Below are 20,882 nucleotides of genomic sequence, written 5' to 3' on the forward strand. Positions count from 1 at the left end.
ACGGAACCTGGTTCCGGGCACAGCACCGCGTTCGTCCGTGGTGTGGTGTCCGGAACCTGGTTCCGGGCGGCCCTCAGCTCAGATCTTGCGGAGCAGGACCGAGTTCACCTTGTGGTTCGCGCCCTTCTTCAGCACCAGGGTCGCGCGGGACCGGGTCGGCAGGACGTTCTCGATCAGGTTCGGCTCGTTGATCGCCCGCCACACCTGCGTCGCCGTCTCGACCGCGTCATCGCGTGAGAGCGACGCGAACCGGTGGAAGAACGAGTCGGGGCTCGAGAACGCCTCTTCCTGCAGGGCGAGGAAGCGGTCGACGTACCAGGACTCGATGTCCTTCGTCTTCGCGTCGACGTAGATCGTGAAGTCGAACAGGTCGGACAGCGCGAGCCGCCCGTGCACCGGTGGGGCGAGGACGTTCAGCCCCTCGACGATGAGGATGTCCGGCTGTCGGACGACGATCTCAGCGTCCGGAACGATGTCGTAGACCAGGTGCGAGTAGTACGGCGCCCGGACCTCGGTCGCGCCGCTCTTCACCTGGCTCACGAAGCGCAGCAGGGAGCGACGGTCGTACGACTCCGGGAAGCCCTTGCGGTCCATGATCCCCCGACGCTCGAGCTCGGCGTTCGGGTACAGGAAGCCGTCGGTCGTCACGAGCTCGACCCGAGGGGTGTCCGGCCAGCGCTTCGTCAGTTCGCGCAGCAGACGGGCGACGGTCGACTTGCCGACGGCGACGGATCCGGCGACGCCGATGACGAACGGCGTGCGTCCGGCTCGCTCACCCAGGAACCGGCTCGTCTCGGCGTGCAGGTCACGGGCTCCGGCGGCGTACAGCGTGAGCAGTCGCGACAACGGGAGGTAGACCTCCTGCACCTCCTGCATGTCCAACCGGTCGCCGAGCCCGCGCAGCTGCACGACCTCGGTCTCGGTGAGCGACAGGTGCTCCTTGGGTGCGAGCTGCGACCACTCGTGCCGCGGGATCTCCACGAACGGGGTCGGGTGCGCGACGGCGGTCTCCGGGATCGGCATGGGGACGAGCGTACAGACGGGAGGCCCGGTGCAGGTGAGCCGACCGGCTCACCTGCACCGGGCCTCCCGTCCAGTGCTCGGTGTGCGTCCGCAGGGCGCGGTGCGTCAGGCGGGCAGGGCGGCCTCGATGGCCGCGATCACCTCGGGGGCGTCCGGCTTCGTGGTCGGACGGAAGCGCGAGACGGTGCCGTCGGGAGCGACGAGGAACTTCTCGAAGTTCCAGCTGACCCGTCCGGCCTTGCCGTCGGCGTCCGGGGTCTCCTTCAGCGCCTGGTAGAGCGGGTGGGCGCTCTTGCCGTTGACCTTGACCTTCTCGGACATCGGGAACGTCACGCCCCACGTGGTGGAGCAGTACTCGTCGATGGCCTCGGACGAGCCGAGCTCCTGCAGGAACTGGTTGCTCGGGAACCCGAGGACCGTGAAGCCCCGAGGGCCGTATTGCTTCTGGAGGGCCTCGAGCTGCTCGTACTGCGGGGCGAGACCGCACCGCGACGCGACGTTCACGACCAGCACCGCCTTGTCCGCGAACGAACCGAACGTGGTGTCCTCGCCGTGCAGCGTGGTGATGGCGATGTCGTCGAAGCGTCCCATGGCCGAAACGTTATCCCCAGCCCTGCTGCTTCGCAGGGTCCGCGCTCAGGCAGACCGTAGGATCGCTTCCATGTGTGGAATCGTCGGCTACGTCGGCAGCAACAGCAGCCAGGACGTCCTCCTCGGTGGCCTCCGTCGCCTCGAGTACCGCGGCTACGACTCGGCGGGCATCGCCGTGGTCGACCCCGCGGGGGACCTCGTCTCCGCCAAGAAGGCGGGCAAGCTCCAGGCCCTGGTCGACGAGCTCGAGTCGTCGCCGATCCCGGACGGCACCACGGGCATCGGGCACACCCGCTGGGCGACCCACGGCGGCCCGACCGACGGCAACGCGCACCCGCACCTGGCCGACGGCGACAAGCTCGCCCTCATCCACAACGGCATCATCGAGAACTTCTCCGAGCTGCGCGCCGAACTGCAGGCCGAGGGCATCGAGTTCCGCAGCGAGACCGACTCCGAGGTCGCCGCCCACCTGGTCGGTCGGGCGTTCCGCGAGACCGGTGACCTGACCGCCGCCATGCAGCAGGCCGTGCAGCGACTGGACGGGGCGTTCACGCTCCTCGTCGTGCACGCCGACCAGCCCGGCGTCGTCGTCGGCGCCCGTCGCAACTCCCCGCTCGTGGTCGGCCTCGGCGACGGCGAGAACTTCATGGGCTCGGACGTCGCCGCGTTCGTCGCCTACACGCAGCGTGCGCTGTCGATCGGGCAGGACGAGATCGCCACGATCCGCCCCGACGGCGTCGACGTCATCCACTTCGACGGCACCCCGGCCACCCCGAGCGAGTTCGAGGTGAACTGGGACGCCTCCGCCGCCGACAAGGGCGGGTGGTCCTCGTTCATGGCGAAGGAGATCAGCGAGGAGCCCGAGGCCGTCGCGAAGACGATCCTCGGCCGCGTGCACGACGGCGCCGTGACCCTGACCGACCTCGACCCGATCGCCGAACGTCTGGCGACCGTCGACCGCGTCATCGTGATCGCCTGTGGCACCGCTGCCTACGCCGGCATCCTCGGCAAGTACGCCATCGAGCAGTGGGCCCGCATCCCGGTCGAGGTCGAGCTCGCGCACGAGTTCCGCTACCGCGACCCGGTGCTGAACGACCGCACGCTCGTCGTCTCGATCAGCCAGTCCGGCGAGACCATGGACACGCTGATGGCCGTCAAGTACGCCCGCGAGCAGGGCGCGCAGGTCCTGTCGATCTGCAACACCCAGGGCGCGACCATCCCGCGCGAGTCCGACGCCGTGATCTACACGCACGCAGGACCCGAGGTCGCCGTGGCCTCGACGAAGGCCTTCATCGCCCAGGGCGTCGCGCTGTACCTGCTCGGACTGCACCTGGCCACCCTGCGCGGCACGCTCACGACCGAGCAGATCGCGGAGCAGGTCGCGGAGCTCGAGGGCCTCGCCCCGAAGTTGCAGCAGACCATCGACGACGCCGCCGGCATCAAGGACCTCGCGCGCTGGATGGCGGACACCCGCAGCGTCCTGTTCCTCGGCCGCCACGTCGGCTACCCGATCGCGCTCGAGGGTGCGCTCAAGCTCAAGGAACTCGCGTACATCCACGCCGAGGGCTTCGCCGCCGGTGAGCTCAAGCACGGTCCGATCGCGCTCATCGAGCCGGGGCAGATCGTCTTCGTCATCGTGCCGTCCCCGCGTGACCCGCGCTCGCTGCACCCGAAGGTCGTCTCGAACATCCAGGAGATCCGCGCCCGCGGTGCCCGGGTGATCGCCATCGCGGAAGAGGGCGACGCCGCCGTGCTGCCCTTCGCGGACGAGGTCCTGCGGATCCCGCTCGCGACCCCGCTGTTCGAGCCGCTGCTCGCCGTGGCGCCGCTGCACATGTTCGGCATGGAGCTCGCCGCGGCCAAGGGCCTCGACGTGGACCAGCCGCGCAACCTCGCGAAGTCGGTCACCGTCGAGTAGTCGCACGATGATCATCGGCATCGGGGTCGACGTGGTGGACCTGGAGCGGTTCGAGCGGGTGCTGGCGCGCACGCCGGCGATGCGTGCGCGGCTGTTCACCCCGGCCGAGCAGGTCCGTGACGGCGAACCACGGCCGATCGCGTCACTCGCGGCACGGTTCGCGGCAAAGGAAGCCCTGATCAAGGCCTTCGGGTCCAGCACGGGGCTCAGCTGGCAGGACCTCGAGGTCGTGTCGGACGACCAGCGCAACCCGTCGCTGACGCTGCACCAACAGGCGCGACAGGTGGCGGATGCGCGTGGCGTGACGAGCGTGCACCTGTCGCTCTCGCATGATGGAGGGGTCGCGACCGCGTTCGTGGTCCTGGAGGGGACGGTTCAGTGAGTGCGTTCACCGGGATCACGGTCGATCGTGAGGCCCTGATCGAGAACTACGCGACGATCGCCGAGCAGGTCGCACCGTCCGGCGTCATCGCGGTGGTCAAGGCCAACGCCTACGGCCACGGCGCGCTCGACGCCGCTCGGGCCTTCGTGGACGCCGGTGCCGAGTGGCTCGGCGTCGCGGACATCGACGAAGCCGTCGCGCTCCGTCAGGGCGGCATCGACGAGGACGTCCGGATCCTCGCGTGGCTGCACGCCCCCGACGAGGACTTCCGCCGCGCGGCGCAGTACGACATCACCCCGGCGGTGTCGAGCGTCGAGCAGCTGTCGGCCGCTGCCGACTCCGAGGTCGGCGCCGTGCACATCTGCGTCGACACCGGCCTGAGTCGCAACGGTGCGGTCGAGTCCGAGTGGGCCGAGCTCTTCGCCACCGCCGGGGCCCTGGCGAGGGGCGGCAACCGCACCCGTGTCGAGGGGCTGATGTCGCACCTGTCCAACGCGTCGCGCACGGACGACCTCGACCAGGACGCCGCACTGCAGCGCGCGCTCGACGGCCTCGCCGCGAACGGGATCGTGCCCGACCTGGTGCACCTCGCCGCGAGTGCCGCGAGCATCGTCGTGCCGGAGACCCGCCGCGACCTGTCCCGCGTCGGACTCGCCCTGTACGGCCTGAGCCCGTTCGCCGACCGCACCTCCGCCGACCTCGGGCTCCGGCCGGCCATGCGTGTGACCGCCGCCGTGCTCCGCACCGTCGACGTCCGCGCCGGTGAGGGCGTGTCCTACGGCTACACCTGGCGGGCGTCGACCGACACCCGCCTCGCGGTCATCGGTCTCGGGTACGCCGACGGGTTCGACCGCGACTTCGGCAACCGGGTCTCGGTCCGGATCGGCGACCGCACGTTCCCGGTGGTCGGACGGGTCGCGATGAACGCCATGCACGTCGACATCGGCGACGCCGACGTCAGCATCGGCGACGAAGCCGTGCTCTGGGGCGACCCGGCGAACGGCGACCCCGCGGTCGAGGACTGGGCCGCCGCGATCGGCACCATCAACTACGAGGTGGTCGCCCGGGTCGGCCACAGCGTGCACCGGAGGACGACGTGAGCTCCGCACCCCTGCGCCAGGCACGGATCGACCTGGACGCCTACCGCGCGAACCTCGACCTGGTCCGCGAGTGGATGGACCCCGTCGCGGTCATGGCGATCATGAAGGCCGACGCCTACGGGCACGGCCTCGAACCGATCGCGCTCGCCGCGGTGGACGCCGGCATCCGGTGGATCGGTGTGCTCACGGTCCCCGCGGCCCTGCGTCTGCGGTCGATCGGCGTCGGCGAGGACGTCCACCTGTTCACCTGGCAGCACGACCCGGACCTCGACTTCCGCGACGCCATCGACTCGGCTGTCGACCTCGGCGTCTCGAACGTCGCCGAGCTGCAGCGCATCGTCGACGCCGTCGACCAGCGACCGGCACGGGTGCACCTCGGCGTCGACTCCGGACTGCACCGCGACGGCGCGACCCCGGCGGACTGGCCCGCACTCGTCGAGCTCGCCCGCGACGCCCAGCGGAACGGCCGCATCGAGGTCGTCGCCGCGTACACGCACCTGGCCGAGTCGTCCGACCACGAGGACAGTGCCGCAGTCGCCGTGTTCGACGCCGCGATCGAGATCGCCGAGGACCTGGGGCTCGACGTCCCGATGGAGCACGTCGCCGCATCGCTCGCCGGCTTGGAGCGCAAGGAGTTCCGCAAGGACATGGTCCGGATGGGTGCGAACCTGTTCGGCATCCCCGGCGCCGACGGTGTCTCGGCGGCCGACCTCGGGCTCGAACCCGTGATGACCCTGACGGCCTCGGTCGCCAAGACGAAGCGGGTCCCCGTCGACACCGGCGTCTCGTACGACTACACGTACCGCACCAGCTCGGAGACCACCCTCGCGCTCGTGCCCGTCGGGTACGCGGACGGCGTCCCGCGTCTGGCGCAGGGCCGCATCGAGGTCGCGATCGGCGGCAAGCGCTACCCGATCGCCGGCCGCGTCGCGATGGACCAGTTCCTCGTCGACGTCGGCGACGACGACGTGCAGACCGGTGACACCGTGACGCTGTTCGGTACCGGCGAGCACGACGAGATGACGGTCCTCGACTGGGGTCGTTCGCTCGGCACCATCGGCGAGGAGATCGTCTGCCGCATCGGGACCCGCGTGCCTCGGTTCTACGAGGGCCACGACATCGAGGGACGCGTCGGGGAGTACCTGCGGGGCGACCAGTCGTGACCGAGGCCGCACGCGTCCTGCTCGACACGGCCGTCGACGGCACCGACGCGATGGGCGAGCTCGGAGCGCGGTTGGCCGCGGTCCTGCGTGCCGGTGACCTGGTCGTGCTCACCGGGCCGCTCGGTGCCGGCAAGACGACACTGACCCGTGGCCTCGGCGCTGCACTCGGCGCGCGCGGCCAGGTGTCGAGCCCGACCTTCGTCCTCGCCCGGACGCACCCCACCACCGCCGGCCCGGACCTGGTGCACGTCGACGCGTACCGGCTGTCCGACCCCGTGGAGCTCGACGACCTCGACCTCGACTGGGACGCATCGATCGTCGTCGTCGAGTGGGGCCGCGGCATGGTCGACGGCATCAGCGACAGCGTGCTCGACGTCGAGATCACCCGGGCCACCGGTGCCGACGCCTCCAGCACCACCGAGGCCGACGACCCCGACGACGTCCCCGACGAGCCCCGCCGCGTCGTCGTCACCGCGTCCGGCCCGCGCTGGACGGGCGTCGACCTCTGACCCTGCAGCGCGTGGACACCGGTGCGGTCGACGACCTCCGCACCTTCCTCGTCGGTGCCGACCTGACCGTCGCCGGCCTCGACCGTGCTGGCCTCGACCCTGCCGGTCTCGAGCCGACCGTCCGGCTGTGGGTCGACCGTGCCGACGACGGCCGCGTGGTCGGCAGCACCGGGTACGAGACGAGCGCCGACGGTGTCCACGTGCTCGTCCGCAGCGTGGCGGTGGCGCCGCACCTCCGGGGGCTCGGCCAAGGCACCCGGCTCGCACGCTTCGCCGTCGACCACGCCGCGACCACGGGCGCGCGACGGGCGTGGCTGTTCTCGCGGCGCTCCGGTCCGTTCTGGCAGTCGCTCGGGTTCACCCCCGCCGACCGTGACGACCTGGCGGCCGCCATGGCCGACACGCACCAGGTCCGGTCGTTCCGGCGGACCGGGCAGTTCGCGCACGAGGTCGCCTGGTCCCTCGACCTGACCGCGGTGTGAGCCGGCCCGGCCTGGCGACAGCGGGCGTCCCGGTGCCGCCCAGCCGGCTCCGGGAGGATGCGGTGTGCCGACGCTCATCGTGACCGCCCATCCGGACCCCGACTCGCTCACCCACCACCTCGCGGCTCGCCTGCGGGACGCCCTGCCGGCCGGGACGGTCGAGACCGCCGACCTGGCGGCCGAGGCGTTCGACCCGCGCTTCACGCTGGCCGACCGGCACACCTACCGGACCGGCACGGACGCCCCGGCCGACGTCGTCGCCGAGCAGCAGCGCATCGACCGCGCCACCGACCTCGTCCTCGTGTTCCCGGTCTGGTGGTGGTCCGTGCCCGCGGTGCTCAAGGGGTGGATCGACCGCGTGTTCGTGAACGGCTGGGCGTTCGTCGTCGACACGGACGGCGGCATCAGTCGAGCGCTCGGACGGCTCACCGTCCACCTGGTGCCGATCGCGGGCGACGACGCCGGCGTGTACGAACGGCACGGGTACGCCGAGGCGCTCCGGACGCAGGTCGAGCACGGGATCGTCGACTTCTGCGGTGCCCGCAGGGGCGCCACCGTGTTCGTGCACGACTCCGAGACCGAGCACGCCGAGGCCCGTGAGCGCGCGGTCGCCGCGGCGGTGGAGGGTGTCCGTCGAGCGGTCGTCGACCGTGCACCGGCCGGCGACCGGTAGCCTCGCAGCAGATCTGGTCAGCGCGAACGGGGGAACCATGCGCATCGTCCTCGACACCGGCGGCTTCAGCGACGTGGAGGTCGGCACGGTGGACCGTGACGACACCGAGTTGGTGTTCCGGTCGCCCGCAGGAGCGGTCGTGGCACGCCATCCGGTGACCGCCGTCGCCTGCCTGGACGTCCGGGCGACCGGCCCGCAGTCGACGCCGGCTCCGGCCGTCGCCACGACGTCCGGAGCAGACGACCCGTCGTCCCCACTGGCGGTCCGGGCTGCACCGACCGGCAACCCGCAGGTCGACGCTGCTCGGCTCGACCGGCCCGCCGGCTACGCGCCGTGGACGCAGCAGGAGGACACCGGGCTCGAGGCGATGACGGCCGCGGGGATGTCCGTGGCGGACGTCGCGATCGTCCTGCGTCGCCAGGACGGCGGTGTGCGGTCCCGGCTGCGGCACCTCCGAGAAGCAGCGGACGAGGCCGCGACGAGTACGGGCGCGACGTCGCCCACCAGCACGGTCCGTTTCGACGAGCCGCCGCGTCCCACACCTGCGCCACGCGGCCCCGCGTCGGCTCAGCCGACCGGGACCGTCTCGTGACGCTTCTGCCGCCTGGGGGTGGCCATCTGCAGAGCCGGGGCGACGCTCCCGAGACAGCACGACGGATCGAGTGTCGCCGCGCTCCCCACGTGCGGGTGCTTGGAAGTTCGACCTGAAGTTATAGGGCGGAGGGCACTTTGCTTATGATGAGGAGATGCGCCGAGAAGACTTCCGTTCAGATCGGTTCGGCACGCTCACGACGCGTCCGTTGTCCGAGTGGCCGCACGCCTACTTCTTGCCTGCACCCCTCCCACGCGAACTCGTCCTCGAGCCCGTGACGAACGCTGCGGTGTCACGCGCCGACATCGCCATCGGCCGGTTGGCCGGACTCGGGCAGCTCGTGCAGGAGCCGGAACTGCTGCTCGGCCCGTCCATGGCACAGGAAGCCCTTGCGAGCTCGCGGATCGAGGGCACACAAGCGTCGCTGAGCGATGTGCTCAGCGTCGAGAACGACGACGAGATCCTGGACGACGACCTTCGTGAGGTCGACAACTACCTCCGAGCGGCGCGCGAGGGCGTCGACCTCCTCGCGGACCTGCCGATCACGCAGCGGTTCATCTGCGCGCTGCACGAGACCCTCATGCGCGACGGGCGCGGCGACGAGAAGTCTCCTGGAGAGCTCCGCCGCTCGCCGGTCTGGATCGGATCACCGAACGCTCGACCCGAAACCGCACGCTTCATCCCACCGCACCAGGACCACCTGCCGGACACGCTCGACGACTGGGAGCGGTTCGTGAACGGACGGTTGGACACGATGTCGGTGACCGTGAAGTGTGCGCTGCTGCACTACCAGTTCGAGACGATCCACCCGTTCCTCGACGGTAACGGCCGGATCGGCCGGCTCCTGATCGGTTTCTCGCTCATCGCGGACGGCATCCTGCCGGCGCCGATCCTGCACATCTCGGGCTACTTCGAACAGCACCGCACGGAGTACTACGAGCGGTTGCAGGCTGTCCGGGAGCGCGGGGAGGTGGACGAGTGGATCCAGTTCTTCGCGGAGGCGGTGACCGTCCGGGCGAACGACAGCGCCGAACGGATCCGGAAGCTCGTCGAGATCCGCGAGCGGTACCGCCTGGCCTCGCGAACGGAGCGTTCGGCCCTCCCTGGGCTCGTCGACGTGGTCTTCAAGAACCCGGTCGTGACGGTCACGTCCGTCCGGCGTGCGCTCGACGTCTCGCAGCCGACGGCCTCGTCCCTCCTCCGCCGCGCGGAGGAGTACGGCTGGCTCCGGTCGCTGGGGCGTTCGGGCCGAGGCGGACGCGAGCGGTGGCGTGCCGACGAGATCTGGAACGCGGTCGCTGGCAGCCTCGACGAGACCTGATCCCACCCCGCCTACGATGGACGGGTGCTCCTCGCCATCGACACCTCCGCCGGAACGTCCGTGGCCGTCGTCGACCCGGCCACCGGCCACGCCCTCGCGACCCGTGACACCGAGGACAGCCGCCGGCACGCCGAGGTGATCGGACCGTTCCTGGCCGACGCGCTCGCCGAGGCCGGCATCACCGGCGCGGACGTCACGGGTGTCGTCGCCGGCATGGGCCCCGGCCCGTTCACCGGCCTGCGCGTCGGCATCGCTGCCGCGCGCACCTTCGCCGCGGCGGTCGGCGTCCCCGTCCTGCCGCTCGTCAGCCACGACGCGGTCGCGGCCGACGAGCGCGACGGCCGACGGGACGGACCGTTCGTCGTCCTGACGGACGCCCGCCGGCGCGAGGTCTACTGGAGCGCGTACGACCAGACCGGCACGCGGGTTGCGGGTCCGGGTCTCGCCAGGCCCGCCGATCTCGACGAGGCGATCCGTGCCTCCCGGCCCGAAGCGGTGGGCTGGGACCGCGTGACGGCCCTGTCCATCCCTGCCTGGAGGCTCGGATCACTCGCCGCGGACCGCCTGCGGTCCGGCACGGGGTTCGACCAGGACACCCCCCTGTACCTGCGGGAACCGGACGTCACGGTGCCGGGTGCGCCGAAACGGGTGAAGCAGTGACCCTGCCGGACGGGCTCCGCCTGCGGCGGGCGCACCCGCAGGACCTCGACGACATCATGTGGCTCGAGCACGTCTCGTTCCCGACGGACGCCTGGTCGGCGTCCCAGATGTCCGGCGAGCTGTACTCGCCGCACGGGTACTACATCGTCATCGAGACCGTCGACGAACCCGCGGCACCGCTGGTCGTCGGGTACGCCGGGCTGTCCTCGCTGACGGGCAACCCGGTCGCCGACGTGCAGACCATCGCGGTCGCTGCGGACCAGCGCGGCAAGGGGCTCGGGCGGGTGCTGTTCACGGAGCTCCTCGACGAGGCCCGCCGCCGTGGTGTGCGCGAGGTCTTCCTCGAGGTGCGCGCCGACAACCCGGTCGCGCAGTCGATGTACACGGCGTTCGGGTTCGAGCACATCGCGACCCGGCCGCGCTACTACCAGCCGGACGGCGTCGACGCGTGGGTGATGCGGGCGGAACTGCCCGGCCCGGACGCCGAGCGGTCGTCGGGCGTCGGACCCATCGGACAGGAGGCCCTCGGTGAGCGGGACTGAACCACTGGTGCTCGGCATCGAGACGAGCTGCGACGAGACCGGCGTCGGCATCGTGCGGGGGAGCACGCTGCTCGCGAACGTCATCGCCTCGAGCATGGACGAGCACGCCCGGTACGGCGGTGTCGTGCCCGAGGTCGCCGCACGCGCCCACCTCGAGGCGATGACCCCCACGCTCCACGAGGCGCTCGAGCGGGCCGGGGTCACCCTCGACGAACTCGACGCCGTCGCCGTCACCGCCGGACCCGGTCTGGCGGGTGCGCTCATGGTCGGGGTGGGGGCTGCGAAGGCGCTCGCCGTCGCCACCGGCAAGCCCCTGTACGGCGTCAACCACCTGGTCGGGCACGTCGGTGCCGACGTCCTGCGCACGGACGGCAGTGACATCGAGCTCCCGACGGTGGCGCTGCTGGTGTCCGGCGGGCACACGTCGCTGCTGCTCGTGAAGGACCTGGTCGGCGACGTCGAACTGCTCGGCGAGACGATCGACGACGCCGCGGGCGAGGCGTTCGACAAGGTCGCACGGCTGCTCGGTCTGCCGTACCCCGGCGGGCCGCAGATCGACCGGGCCGCGGCGGACGGCGACCCGAAGGCCATCCGGTTCCCCCGCGGCCTGACGCTGCCGAAGGACCTGGCCGCGCACCGCTACGACTTCTCGTTCTCGGGGCTGAAGACCGCCGTCGCCCGCTGGGTCGAGCGCTGCCGTGACGAGGGGCGAGCGGTGCCCGTGGCCGATGTCGCGGCGAGCTTCCGCGAGGCCGTCGTCGACGTCCTGCTGGCCAAGGCCCTGAACGCCTGCCGCGACACCGGCGTCGACCGGCTCCTGCTCGGTGGCGGTGTCGTCGCGAACGCCCGGCTGCGGCAGGTCGCCGAGGAACGCTGTGCGGCGGCCGGGGTGCAGCTGCGGATCCCGCCGTTCGACCTGTGCACGGACAACGGCGCCATGATCGCGGCCGTCGGGGCGCGCCTGGTCGCCGAAGGGCACGCGCCGAGCGACCTCGGGATCGCGGCCGACTCGACGTTGCCGGTGACGACCGTCCAGGTCTGAACCGTCCGGTCGGCCGTCGGGTGCCTGTGGGAGGATTCACGTGGCGTCGGAGAGACCGGGCGCCGAGAGGGGTGGACGGTGTCCGATCAGAACGAGTGGCCGAAGCCGGGCGAGACGACGCCGGGCAGCACGACCGGTGGGCAGCCGGAGGGGACGCCCGCTCCGGACGCGCCGCAGGCTCCGGACGCACCGCAGGCCCCGTCGGCTCCCGAGCAGCCGCAGAACCCGTACGGCCAGCAGCACCCGTCGAACCCGTACGCGGCACCGCAGCAGCCGAACCCCTCCGGCCAGCCCCAGCAGTCCAACCCGTACGGCCAGCAGCACCCGTCGAACCCCTACGCGGCGCCGCAGCAGCCGCAGCAGCCGCAGAACCCGTACTCGGCCCCGCAGGCGCCCCAGGACCCGTACGGTGCGGCCCAGAACCCCTACGGGCAGCAGAACCCCTACGGGCAGCAGAACCCGTACGCGCAGCAGCAGGGCGGCCAGAACCCCTACGCGCAGCCCCAGGGCGGCCAGAACCCGTACGCGCCGCAGCAGCAGCAGCCCTACGCCGCCGGCGCCTACGGTTCGACCGGCTACCAGCCCTACGCGCAGCGCCCGAAGACCAACACGCTGGCGATCCTGTCGATCGTGTTCGGCCTCGCCGCCGTCCCGATGTGGTTCATCGCGATCCTGCTCGGCCCCGCCGGCGCGATCCTCGGCCACGTCGCGCTCGGCAAGATCAAGCAGAACGGCGAAGCCGGCCGCGGCCTCGCCCTCACCGGCATCATCGCCGGCTGGGTGATGGCCGGTGTCTGGCTGATCTGGATCGCCTTCATCATCTTCCTCGGCGTGATCGGCCAGAGCTCGTACTCCACCTACGACTACGACTCGGGCACCGGCGCCTTCATCAGCTGAGCCGCTCGCACAGGACCGCGCTGTGCCGCCCGTCCAGGCGGGTGAGCACGAGCGTGACCCGGCCGGTCCCGCGCAGCCGCAGCCGTTTGCGGAACTGCGCCGGATCGACGTCGACGCCGCGCTTCTTGATCTCCACGGTGCCGATGCCGTCCGCGGCGAGCCGCGCCGACAGGCGCTTCACGTCGAGCGGCATGGTGTCCAGCACCCGGAAGCCCTGGGCGAACGGCGTCGTCACGGCACGGTCCGAGGTCACGTACGCGATCCCGTCGGAGACCATGTGGCCGTCGAGGGCGCGTGCCAGGTCGCCGATGAGCCGTGCGCGGATGACGGCGCCGTCCGGCTCGTACAGGTAGGCGCCGAGCGGGCCCACCGCAGCGTCCTCGGAGTCGGCCGGGCCGGTCATCTCGGCGATGCCGTGCGCACCGATCACGGTGGCCGCTCGGCGGATCCCCGGCCGGGCGAGGGGCCCGAACCACAGCGCGAGTTCGACGACCTCGCGGTCGACGGAGGTCCACTGCGCCTCGGCGGTGTCGGGGATCAGGTCGCGGTCGATGCCGGGCCCGAGCTTCACGCCCGTCGGGGTGCTCGTCGCGGCGGCGAACACGGTGTCCAAGGACGGCGACCAGTCGTCGGGGTCGGCCAGGCGACGGGTGTCCGAGTGGCCGGAGGTCCGACGTGCGGGGTCCATCCAGATGCCGTCGACGCGGGAGACGTCGAACGCGGCCGCGTCGCCCAGTTCGACCCGTGCGTTCGGCCACACCGCGAGGTTGTGCGTCGCGACCGCAGCGGTGACCTCGTCGCGGTCCACCGCGGTGACGTCGAGGTCGAGCGCGGCCATCGCCATCGCGTCGCCGCCGATACCGCAGCCGAGGTCGGCGACACGCGTGAGCCCGGCCGCGGCGAAGCGCCCGGCGTGCTGTGCGGCGACCTGCAAGCGGGTCGCCTGCTCGAGTCCGGCCTCGGTGAAGAGCATGCGGGCGGCGAAGTCGCCGAACTTGCCACGGGCCTTCTGCCGGAGCTTCGCCTGGGTCAGGACCGCCGAGACGAGCTGCGGGTCGTGGCCTTCGGACCGCAGCCGGGACACCACCCGGACGATCTCGCCGCCGTCCGAGACGCCGGGGGTACGGTCGAGCAGGGCCATCCCGTCAGGGGTCAGCAGTGCGGCGAGTTCGGCGGCTTCCATGTCCCGATCCTCCCAGGTGCTGGATGTTCCCCTGATGTGCTGGCACTCGGATTGACCGAGTGCCAGTGTCCCCCTAGAGTTGGCGTTGGCACTCTCCTGTGCGTAGTGCCAACCCGGTTTTCATCTGTACCGAGTCCGTACCGAGAAAGAAGAGGTCACCGTGGCCGTCAGCATCAAGCCGCTCGAGGATCGCATCGTCATCCGCCAGGTCGAGGCGGAGCAGACCACCGCATCCGGTCTGGTCATCCCCGACACCGCGAAGGAGAAGCCCCAGGAGGGCGAGGTCGTCGCCGTGGGTCCGGGTCGCATCGACGACAACGGCAACCGCGTCCCGCTCGACGTCGCCGTGGGTGACAAGGTCATCTACTCCAAGTACGGCGGAACCGAGGTCAAGTACTCGGGCGAGGACCTGCTGGTCCTGTCGGCCCGTGACGTCCTCGCGGTCGTCGTCAACTGAGTCCAGTACTCCTCTCGGACGCCCCGTTCGGCCTGTCGGCCGGCGGGGCGTCCGTGCGTTCGGGGCGACCGGGAGGCCCGTGGTCCGTCCGGCGAGTCAGCGGTCGTTCCTAGGATGGTTCCGTGAGTGAACCGAGTCCGGCGCGACCCGTCCGCAGCGAGGCATCCGTCGGCGTGGTGCAGGCGATCATCGCGTACGGGCTCTGGGGCCTCATGCCCCTGCTCTTCGCGGCGATGGCCCCGGCCGGCGCGTTCGAGATCGTCGCCTGGCGCATCGTCTTCGGGCTGGTGTTCTGCGCGGTGGCGATCGCCGTCACCCGCTCGTGGCTCCGCACCCGCACCCTGATGGCGCAGCGGCGGGTGATGGCAGTGATGGGCCTGGCCGCGGTCCTCATCCTGGTGAACTGGACCGTGTACGTCCTGGCGACCACCACCGGCCACACCGTCGAGGCGGCACTCGGGTACTTCATCAACCCCCTGGTCACGATCGCACTCGGCGTCGTGGTCCTGCGCGAACGGCTTCGGCCGACGCAGTGGGCGGCCGTCGGAATCAGCGTCGTGGCGGTCGTCGTGATCGCCGTCGGCTACGGCCAGGTGCCGTGGATCTCGCTGGTGCTCGCGTGTTCCTTCGGCCTCTACGGCCTGGTGAAGAAGCGCGTCGGCGGCACGGTCGACGCGCTGAGCGGCCTCACGATCGAGACCGTGTGGCTGCTGCCGATCGCGGTCGTGGCGCTGGTCGTCCTCGGTGCGACGGGCCTCGGCGGCGGCGTGACGTTCACGGGCGAGGGCTGGGTGCACGTCCTGGTGACGGTGCTCACGGGGCCGGCGACGGCGGTCCCGCTCCTGCTGTTCGCGTCCTCGGCGCGGCGGGTGAGCCTGTCGACCCTCGGCTTGACGCAGTACCTCGCGCCCGTGATGCAGCTGCTCGTCGGTGTGGTGGTGCAGCACGAGGCGATGCCGCCCGCGCGCTGGTTCGGCTTCGGCATCGTGTGGTTGGCGCTCGTGGTGCTGACGGCGGACTCGTTCGCCGCCGCGCGGGCGTCCCGTCGCCGAGCGCTCGCACCTGCCCCGGCCGAGCCCGCCTGACGGGCGCACCCCGGGCCTCCCGTCCGCCCGTCAGCACGGCGCAGCTGCCCGCACGCGAAAGCGACAGTCCCCCGCGGATGACCCGCGGGGGACTGTCGCTTTCGTGGGGTGGAGCCGGTGCTCTACTTCTTGACCGCGCCCTGGATGGCGCTCTGGTAGACGGGCTTGTTGTCGCCGTCGAACTTGTAGATGCCGATGTAGGCGCTCGACGGGTCGTTGTTGTCGTCGAACGGACCGATGCCGGACGGGCCGGTGTAGTGGATGTCCTTGCCGTCGTCGAGGAGCGCGACGCACTCCTTGAACGTGGCGCACTCGGTGCCGCCGTCGGCTCCGGAGACCGCGGCCATGTTCGCCTGGATCGTGCCGGAGTCGGTGCCCTTGCCCTTCACCGCAGCCAGGGCGGCGAGGACGGTGGCGTCGTAGGACTCCGCCGCGTACGAGTAGTCGGCGAGCGTCTTGCCCGACGAGTCCTTGTAGAAGGCGGACAGCTGCTTCTTGAAGTCGTCCTTCGGCGAGGCACCGGGGATGGTGCCCTGGGCGCCGGTCAGGGTGCCCTTGTCGAAGTCCTTCGAGTAGTCAGCCGTGTTGCCGTCGGACATGTAGATCTTCGCCGTGTTCCCCTGCGAGACGAGCTCCGGGATGATCGACTTCGTCTCGTCGAAGGCCAGGACGACGATCGCGTCCGGCTTGGCTGCGAGCGCGGCCGTCACCTCGGACGAGAACGTGGTCTGACCGGGCGGGAACTCCTGGCCCTCGCCCTTGCCGCCGTAGACGACCTGGCCACCGGAGGCCTCGACCGCGGACTGCACCGAGTTGCGGAGGCCCGTGCCGTAGGTGTCGTTGAAGACGAGGAACGCGACCTTGGCGTTGCCGTCACCGGTCACGAGCTGACCGAGCGCCGAACCCTGCACCGAGTCCGGCGGAGCGGTCCGGTAGTAGTACGACGAGTAGCCCGAGAGGTCGCTCGCGGTGTTCGCGGGCGAGATCTCGACGATGCAGTTGCTGGTGAGCTGGTCGATGACGTTGAGCGTGACCGACGAGGACTCGGCACCGATCGCGACCGGGACCTTCGCGTTCACGAGCTTCGTCGCAGCCGAGCTCGACACGGTCATGTCGTTGCTGTCGCCGGAGTCGGTCGCGGGGTCGATGGTGACGTCCTTGTCGAGGACGCCGCCCGCGGCGTTGATGTCCTTGACCGCGAGGCCGACACCGGACTCGGCCGGCGGGTTCAGGTAGGCGAGCGAGCCGGTGAGCGGCAGGATCGTGCCGATCTTCAGCGCGTCGGTGCTGGGGGTGTCGGGGGCCTTGCAGCTGGCGGCGGGGTCCTTCTTCGCGTCGCTCGACGCCGAGCTGGAAGGGGAGTCGCCGCTGCTGGTCGTGGAACACGCGGCGAGCAGGACGGCTGCTGCGCCTGCCAACGCCAGTGCCGTGGTGGCACGGGTGGTTCTGATCATCCGTGGAGCCCTTTCTCTGCGCGGAGGCGTTGCCGCTTCGGGTCGAACGCGGCGCCTCCACTGGATGTCGAGAAACGTAGGGTCCATGTGTTTCGCCCGTGTGACGGGGCGGTACGCAAAACTGTTTCGTTACCGAGCCGTGACGTTCCTGTGCGGAGGATCAGGGATCGGCGTCCGGACCGGCCCCGCGTCAGCCGTCGCGTTCAGCCGCGGAACGCAGCACGCAGAACTCGTTGCCCTCCGGATCCGCGAACACGACCCACCCACCGTCGTCGTGGCGGAGGTCCGCGAGTTCGGTCGCACCGATGCCCCGCAGCCGCTCGACCTCGGCATCGCGCGTGCGGTCGGTGGGACGCAGGTCGAAGTGGATCCGGTTCTTCACGGACTTCGCCTCGGGGACCTGGATGAACAGCACCTGGTGCGAGCCGTCGGGTGCGGTGATCATGCACTCCTCGTGCCCGGGGGCGTTCGGGTCGTCGGCGATGTCGACGTAGCCGAGGACCTGCTTCCACCACTCCGACAGGGCGTAGGCGTCACGGCAGTCGATCGTGGTGTGGGAGACGGCGCTGACCATGCCGTGACACTACTGCCGGCAGACGACGAACGCCCCGCTCCGGTGGGGAGCGGGGCGTTCGGGGTGCAGTCGGCTCAGCTGCGGTAGTTCGGCGCCTCGACGACCATCTGGACGTCGTGCGGGTGCGACTCCTTGAGCCCGGCAGCCGTGATGCGGACGAACTTGCCGCGGGCCTTGAGCTCCGGGATCGTGCGGCCGCCGACGTAGAACATCGACTGCCGGAGCCCACCGGTGAGCTGGTACACGACGTTGCCGACCGAGCCGCGGTAGGGCACCTGGCCCTCGATGCCCTCGGGGATCAGCTTGTCGTCGTTGGGGACGTCGGCCTGGAAGTAGCGGTCCTTCGAGTACGAGGTCTTCTTGCCGCGGGTCTGCAGTGCGCCCAGGGAGCCCATCCCGCGGTACGCCTTGAACTGCTTGCCGCCCACGAAGACCAGGTCGCCGGGGGACTCGTCGGTGCCGGCCAGCAGCGAGCCGAGCATGACGGTGTCGGCACCGGCCACCAGGGCCTTGGCGATGTCGCCCGAGTACTGCAGGCCACCGTCGGCGATGATCGGCACGCCGGCTTCGCGTGCTGCGAGGGAGGCCTCGTACACGGCGGTGACCTGCGGCACACCGACGCCGGCGACGACGCGGGTGGTGCAGATCGAGCCGGGCCCGACGCCCACCTTGACGGCGTCGACACCGGCGTCGATGAGTGCCTGCGCACCGGCACGGGTCGCGACGTTGCCGCCGATGACGTCGATGTCCGCGAACGACGGGTCGGCCTTGAGACGGCGCACCATGTCGAGCACGCCTTCGCTCTCGCCGTTGGCGGTGTCGACGACGAGCACGTCGACGCCGGCGTCACGCAGGGCCTCGGCACGCTGCCAGGCGTCACCGAAGAAGCCGATCGCGGCACCGACGCGCAGTCGGCCCTCGTCGTCCTTCGTGGCGTCCGGGTACTGCTCGCTCTTGTCGAAGTCCTTGACGGTGATGAGACCGCGGAGCTTGCCTTCGGCGTCCACCAGCGGCAGCTTCTCGATCTTGTGCTGCGCGAAGATCGCGATGGCCTCTTCCGGGTCGATGCCCTCCATCGCGGTGATCAGCGGCGCCTTGGTCATGACGTCGCGCACGAAGGTGGTCGACTGCTCGAACGTGGCCACGAACCGCATGTCGCGGTTGGTGATGATGCCGACGAGGGTGCCGTCCGCCTCGACCACGGGGAGGCCGGAGACGCGGAACTGACCGCAGATCGCGTCGACCTCGGCCACCGTGGCGTCCGGGGTGGTGGTCACCGGGTTGGTGATCATGCCCGATTCGGAGCGCTTGACCTTGTCGACGTAGGCCGCCTGGTCCTCGATGGACAGGTTGCGGTGCAGGATCCCGATGCCGCCCTGCCGCGCCATGGCGATGGCCATGCGGGCTTCGGTGACGGTGTCCATCGCCGCGGAGAGCAGCGGGACGTTGACGGAGATCCGCCTGGTGAGCCGGGACGCGGTGGACGCCTCGCTCGGGATGACGTCGGTGTGCCCGGGCAGGAGCATGACGTCGTCGTACGTGAGTCCGATGAATCCGAACGGATCCGGCTGGTCCATGGGTCCCCTTCGTGGGCGAGTGAAGTGGTCGAGACACCGGGAACGCAACGGCGGGTTCCGGATAGGACATGGTAACGCGCATGGGCCCTCTCGCTATTCCGCGTTCCGCCTGGGGGAACGGATCGCGCCCCCTTCGGACGCGTTCCTCCACAACGTCACAGTTCGGGTACGAATCACACAGGGAACGTGTTGGAAACACGGGTGTCACAAAATCCCCATAGGTTCCTCGTCATCCGAACGAGAGGCTCTTCCGTGGGATCCATCACTCCTCCGGGACGGGCGCAGCCGCGTCTGTTCCGCCTCCGCCAGGCGCGACGTCGACCGGTCCTCGCGGCCGTGCTCGTCGCCGCGTTCCTGGCGACCTTCCTGATCGACTGGGCGGTCACCCTGCCGGCCTTCAGCGCCACGTCGGCGCCGGCCACCAGTCAGTCCTGCACCGTCAGCCCCGACAACGGGTGCATCCAGGGCACGATCACCGACTCCGAGCGCGAACCGGCCGAGGACGTCGACGTCGACGTCGCCGGCCCCGGTGGCTTCGCCGAGACGGCGACGACGAACGCCGACGGCCGCTGGTCGGTCAGCGTCGACGAGGCCGGCGAGTACACCGTCAGCGTCGACCAGGCCACCCTGCCGAAGGGCCAGTACCTGACGAACGCGGCCGACGCCGAGCGCAAGGTGCAGGCGACGCTGAACGCCAACGTCGGACAGATCTTCCAGCTGTCCGACCAGAAGGGCGCGACGACCACGTCCGACTCGTCGAGCGTCAGCCCGCAGCGGGCATGGCAGCAGTTCGCCTCGGGCATCCGCCTCGGCCTGCTCATCGCGCTCGCGTCGATCGGCCTCTCGCTCATCTACGGCACGACGGGGTTGTCGAGCTTCTCGCACGGCGAGCAGGTCACCCTCGGCGGGCTGCTGGCCTACGTGTTCGCGAACCAGCTCGGCTGGAACATCTGGGTGACCGGCATCGTCGTCACGCTGTTGTGCGCGGCGACCGGGTACCTGCAGGACGCCGGGATCTGGCGACCGCTGCGGCGCAAGCGGATCAGCCTCACGCAGCTCATGATCGTGACGATCGGTCTGTCGATCGCCGCCCAGTACGCGTTCCAGTACTTCTTCGGCGCAGCGACCGTCCGCATCCAGCAGGGCAACCCCGAGACGGTCCGGTTCGCCGGGGTCACCCTCACCGTGCAGTCCTACGTGGCGATGGGCATCGCGCTCGTCGTCCTGGTCGCCACCGGGCTGTTCCTGGCGAAGACCCGCTTCGGCCGGGCCACCCGTGCGGTGTCGGACAACCCGGCGCTCGCCGCAGCGTCCGGCATCGACGTCGACCGGGTCATCCGCTTCGTGTGGACGCTCGCCGCCGGTCTCGCCGGGCTGTCGGGCGTGATGCTCGGCCTCGTCCTGAACGGCGTGAACTGGCAGACCGGCCTGCAGCTGCTCCTGCTCATGTTCGCCTCGGTCACGCTCGGTGGCCTCGGCACGGCCTACGGCGCACTCGTCGGGTCGATGATCATCGGCGTCGTCGTCGAGCTCACGAACCTCGTGCTCCCCGGTGACTTCAAGTACGCCACCGCCCTCGTCATCCTCATCCTCATCCTGCTGTTCCGGCCGCAGGGCATCTTCGGCCGCGCCGAGCGGGTCGGCTAAGGGAGCACGC

At 70.7% G+C, this 20,882-nt stretch carries 22 protein-coding genes; 16 read left to right on the forward strand and 6 right to left on the reverse strand.

Annotation, left to right across the window (positions count from 1 at the left end):
- Positions 1-78 precede the first annotated feature (78 nt).
- Together coaA and ACVKXF_RS06605 are read right to left on the reverse strand one after the other, a co-directional pair.
- Positions 79-1,023 carry a type I pantothenate kinase gene (coaA, locus tag ACVKXF_RS06600; protein WP_456795237.1) on the reverse strand — a complete coding sequence of 315 codons (945 nt, stop codon included), beginning with the start codon at positions 1,021-1,023 and terminating at the stop codon, positions 79-81.
- A 105-nt stretch (positions 1,024-1,128) separates the two neighbouring features.
- Entirely contained in the window at positions 1,129-1,614 is a 486-nt protein-coding gene (locus tag ACVKXF_RS06605) for a glutathione peroxidase (protein ID WP_111083439.1), read from the reverse strand.
- 70 nt (positions 1,615-1,684) lie between these two features.
- Here ACVKXF_RS06605 and glmS point away from each other — a divergent pair, with 70 nt between their 5' ends.
- The 13 genes from glmS (at position 1,685) to ACVKXF_RS06670 (ending at position 12,895) form a co-directional block, all read left to right on the forward strand.
- Positions 1,685-3,532, forward strand: coding sequence for a glutamine--fructose-6-phosphate transaminase (isomerizing) (gene glmS / locus ACVKXF_RS06610; RefSeq protein ID WP_123311768.1), 1,848 nt, complete (start codon positions 1,685-1,687; stop codon positions 3,530-3,532).
- A 7-nt stretch (positions 3,533-3,539) separates the two neighbouring features.
- Positions 3,540-3,914, forward strand: a complete 375-nt coding sequence (locus tag ACVKXF_RS06615) for a holo-ACP synthase (protein ID WP_456795238.1) — start codon at positions 3,540-3,542, stop codon at positions 3,912-3,914.
- Positions 3,911-5,014 (forward strand): alanine racemase, encoded by a 1,104-nt coding sequence (gene alr / locus ACVKXF_RS06620; RefSeq protein ID WP_456795239.1) that lies wholly within the window; start codon positions 3,911-3,913, stop codon positions 5,012-5,014. Before ACVKXF_RS06615 ends, alr (ACVKXF_RS06620) begins: the two co-directional genes overlap by 4 nt.
- A complete protein-coding gene (gene alr, locus ACVKXF_RS06625) occupies positions 5,011-6,177 on the forward strand; it encodes an alanine racemase (protein WP_456795240.1) in 1,167 nt (388 codons plus the stop codon). The genes alr (ACVKXF_RS06620) and alr (ACVKXF_RS06625) overlap by 4 nt, the downstream gene beginning before the upstream one ends.
- Positions 6,174-6,686 (forward strand): tRNA (adenosine(37)-N6)-threonylcarbamoyltransferase complex ATPase subunit type 1 TsaE, encoded by a 513-nt coding sequence (gene tsaE / locus ACVKXF_RS06630; RefSeq protein ID WP_456795241.1) that lies wholly within the window; start codon positions 6,174-6,176, stop codon positions 6,684-6,686. Before alr (ACVKXF_RS06625) ends, tsaE begins: the two co-directional genes overlap by 4 nt.
- A gap of 11 nt (positions 6,687-6,697) precedes the next feature.
- Complete coding sequence (locus ACVKXF_RS06635) at positions 6,698-7,168, forward strand: GNAT family N-acetyltransferase (protein ID WP_456795242.1); 471 nt, start codon at positions 6,698-6,700, stop codon at positions 7,166-7,168.
- A 64-nt stretch (positions 7,169-7,232) separates the two neighbouring features.
- On the forward strand, positions 7,233-7,841 hold the full coding sequence (locus ACVKXF_RS06640) for an NAD(P)H-dependent oxidoreductase (protein ID WP_456795243.1): 609 nt from the start codon (positions 7,233-7,235) through the stop codon (positions 7,839-7,841).
- A gap of 37 nt (positions 7,842-7,878) precedes the next feature.
- Positions 7,879-8,433: a hypothetical protein gene (locus ACVKXF_RS06645; protein ID WP_456795244.1), complete on the forward strand. Its 555-nt coding sequence runs from the start codon at positions 7,879-7,881 to the stop codon at positions 8,431-8,433.
- Between the two features lie 154 nt (positions 8,434-8,587).
- Positions 8,588-9,754 carry a Fic family protein gene (locus ACVKXF_RS06650; protein WP_456795245.1) on the forward strand — a complete coding sequence of 389 codons (1,167 nt, stop codon included), beginning with the start codon at positions 8,588-8,590 and terminating at the stop codon, positions 9,752-9,754.
- 24 nt (positions 9,755-9,778) lie between these two features.
- Positions 9,779-10,414 (forward strand): tRNA (adenosine(37)-N6)-threonylcarbamoyltransferase complex dimerization subunit type 1 TsaB, encoded by a 636-nt coding sequence (gene tsaB / locus ACVKXF_RS06655; protein ID WP_456795246.1) that lies wholly within the window; start codon positions 9,779-9,781, stop codon positions 10,412-10,414.
- Positions 10,411-10,956, forward strand: coding sequence for a ribosomal protein S18-alanine N-acetyltransferase (rimI, locus tag ACVKXF_RS06660; RefSeq protein ID WP_340197764.1), 546 nt, complete (start codon positions 10,411-10,413; stop codon positions 10,954-10,956). The genes tsaB and rimI overlap by 4 nt, the downstream gene beginning before the upstream one ends.
- Positions 10,943-11,998: a tRNA (adenosine(37)-N6)-threonylcarbamoyltransferase complex transferase subunit TsaD gene (gene tsaD / locus ACVKXF_RS06665; protein WP_456795247.1), complete on the forward strand. Its 1,056-nt coding sequence runs from the start codon at positions 10,943-10,945 to the stop codon at positions 11,996-11,998. Before rimI ends, tsaD begins: the two co-directional genes overlap by 14 nt.
- Positions 11,999-12,076: 78 nt before the next feature.
- On the forward strand, positions 12,077-12,895 hold the full coding sequence (locus tag ACVKXF_RS06670) for a DUF4190 domain-containing protein (protein WP_456795248.1): 819 nt from the start codon (positions 12,077-12,079) through the stop codon (positions 12,893-12,895).
- On the opposite strand, the gene ACVKXF_RS06675 is transcribed toward ACVKXF_RS06670, so the two are convergent.
- A complete protein-coding gene (locus ACVKXF_RS06675) occupies positions 12,888-14,078 on the reverse strand; it encodes a class I SAM-dependent methyltransferase (RefSeq protein WP_456795249.1) in 1,191 nt (396 codons plus the stop codon). The two genes, ACVKXF_RS06670 and ACVKXF_RS06675, sit on opposite strands and share 8 nt — an antisense overlap.
- 160 nt (positions 14,079-14,238) lie before the next feature.
- Between ACVKXF_RS06675 and groES the strand changes: the two genes are divergently transcribed.
- Positions 14,239-14,535 (forward strand): co-chaperone GroES, encoded by a 297-nt coding sequence (groES, locus tag ACVKXF_RS06680; RefSeq protein WP_110893972.1) that lies wholly within the window; start codon positions 14,239-14,241, stop codon positions 14,533-14,535.
- A gap of 122 nt (positions 14,536-14,657) precedes the next feature.
- Positions 14,658-15,620, forward strand: a complete 963-nt coding sequence (rarD, locus tag ACVKXF_RS06685) for an EamA family transporter RarD (RefSeq protein WP_456795250.1) — start codon at positions 14,658-14,660, stop codon at positions 15,618-15,620.
- 122 nt (positions 15,621-15,742) lie between these two features.
- Here rarD and ACVKXF_RS06690 read toward each other — a convergent pair whose 3' ends face one another.
- The 3 genes from ACVKXF_RS06690 to guaB all read right to left on the reverse strand — a co-directional run bounded on the left by ACVKXF_RS06690 (position 15,743) and on the right by guaB (position 19,225).
- Positions 15,743-17,074 carry an ABC transporter substrate-binding protein gene (locus tag ACVKXF_RS06690; RefSeq protein ID WP_123311793.1) on the reverse strand — a complete coding sequence of 444 codons (1,332 nt, stop codon included), beginning with the start codon at positions 17,072-17,074 and terminating at the stop codon, positions 15,743-15,745.
- A 190-nt stretch (positions 17,075-17,264) separates the two neighbouring features.
- Entirely contained in the window at positions 17,265-17,648 is a 384-nt protein-coding gene (locus ACVKXF_RS06695; RefSeq protein ID WP_340197760.1) for a VOC family protein, read from the reverse strand.
- A 74-nt stretch (positions 17,649-17,722) separates the two neighbouring features.
- Complete coding sequence (gene guaB / locus ACVKXF_RS06700) at positions 17,723-19,225, reverse strand: IMP dehydrogenase (RefSeq protein WP_123293173.1); 1,503 nt, start codon at positions 19,223-19,225, stop codon at positions 17,723-17,725.
- A 336-nt stretch (positions 19,226-19,561) separates the two neighbouring features.
- On the opposite strand from guaB, the gene ACVKXF_RS06705 reads away from it, so the two are divergent.
- Complete coding sequence (locus ACVKXF_RS06705; protein ID WP_123312223.1) at positions 19,562-20,872, forward strand: branched-chain amino acid ABC transporter permease; 1,311 nt, start codon at positions 19,562-19,564, stop codon at positions 20,870-20,872.
- Positions 20,873-20,882 lie beyond the last annotated feature (10 nt).

This window comes from Curtobacterium sp. PvP017 (assembly GCF_054060195.1).

What these genes read in the sequence shown, in the direction of transcription:
- coaA (WP_456795237.1), bottom strand. Translation starts at nt 1,023, where the DNA reads ATGCCGATCCCGGAGACCGCCGTCGCGCACCCGACCCCGTTCGTGGAG.
- ACVKXF_RS06605 (WP_111083439.1), bottom strand. Translation starts at nt 1,614, where the DNA reads ATGGGACGCTTCGACGACATCGCCATCACCACGCTGCACGGCGAGGAC.
- glmS (WP_123311768.1), top strand. Translation starts at nt 1,685, where the DNA reads ATGTGTGGAATCGTCGGCTACGTCGGCAGCAACAGCAGCCAGGACGTC.
- ACVKXF_RS06615 (WP_456795238.1), top strand. Translation starts at nt 3,540, where the DNA reads ATGATCATCGGCATCGGGGTCGACGTGGTGGACCTGGAGCGGTTCGAG.
- ACVKXF_RS06645 (WP_456795244.1), top strand. Translation starts at nt 7,879, where the DNA reads ATGCGCATCGTCCTCGACACCGGCGGCTTCAGCGACGTGGAGGTCGGC.
- ACVKXF_RS06650 (WP_456795245.1), top strand. Translation starts at nt 8,588, where the DNA reads ATGCGCCGAGAAGACTTCCGTTCAGATCGGTTCGGCACGCTCACGACG.
- ACVKXF_RS06675 (WP_456795249.1), bottom strand. Translation starts at nt 14,078, where the DNA reads ATGGAAGCCGCCGAACTCGCCGCACTGCTGACCCCTGACGGGATGGCC.
- ACVKXF_RS06690 (WP_123311793.1), bottom strand. Translation starts at nt 17,074, where the DNA reads ATGATCAGAACCACCCGTGCCACCACGGCACTGGCGTTGGCAGGCGCA.
- ACVKXF_RS06695 (WP_340197760.1), bottom strand. Translation starts at nt 17,648, where the DNA reads ATGGTCAGCGCCGTCTCCCACACCACGATCGACTGCCGTGACGCCTAC.
- guaB (WP_123293173.1), bottom strand. Translation starts at nt 19,225, where the DNA reads ATGGACCAGCCGGATCCGTTCGGATTCATCGGACTCACGTACGACGAC.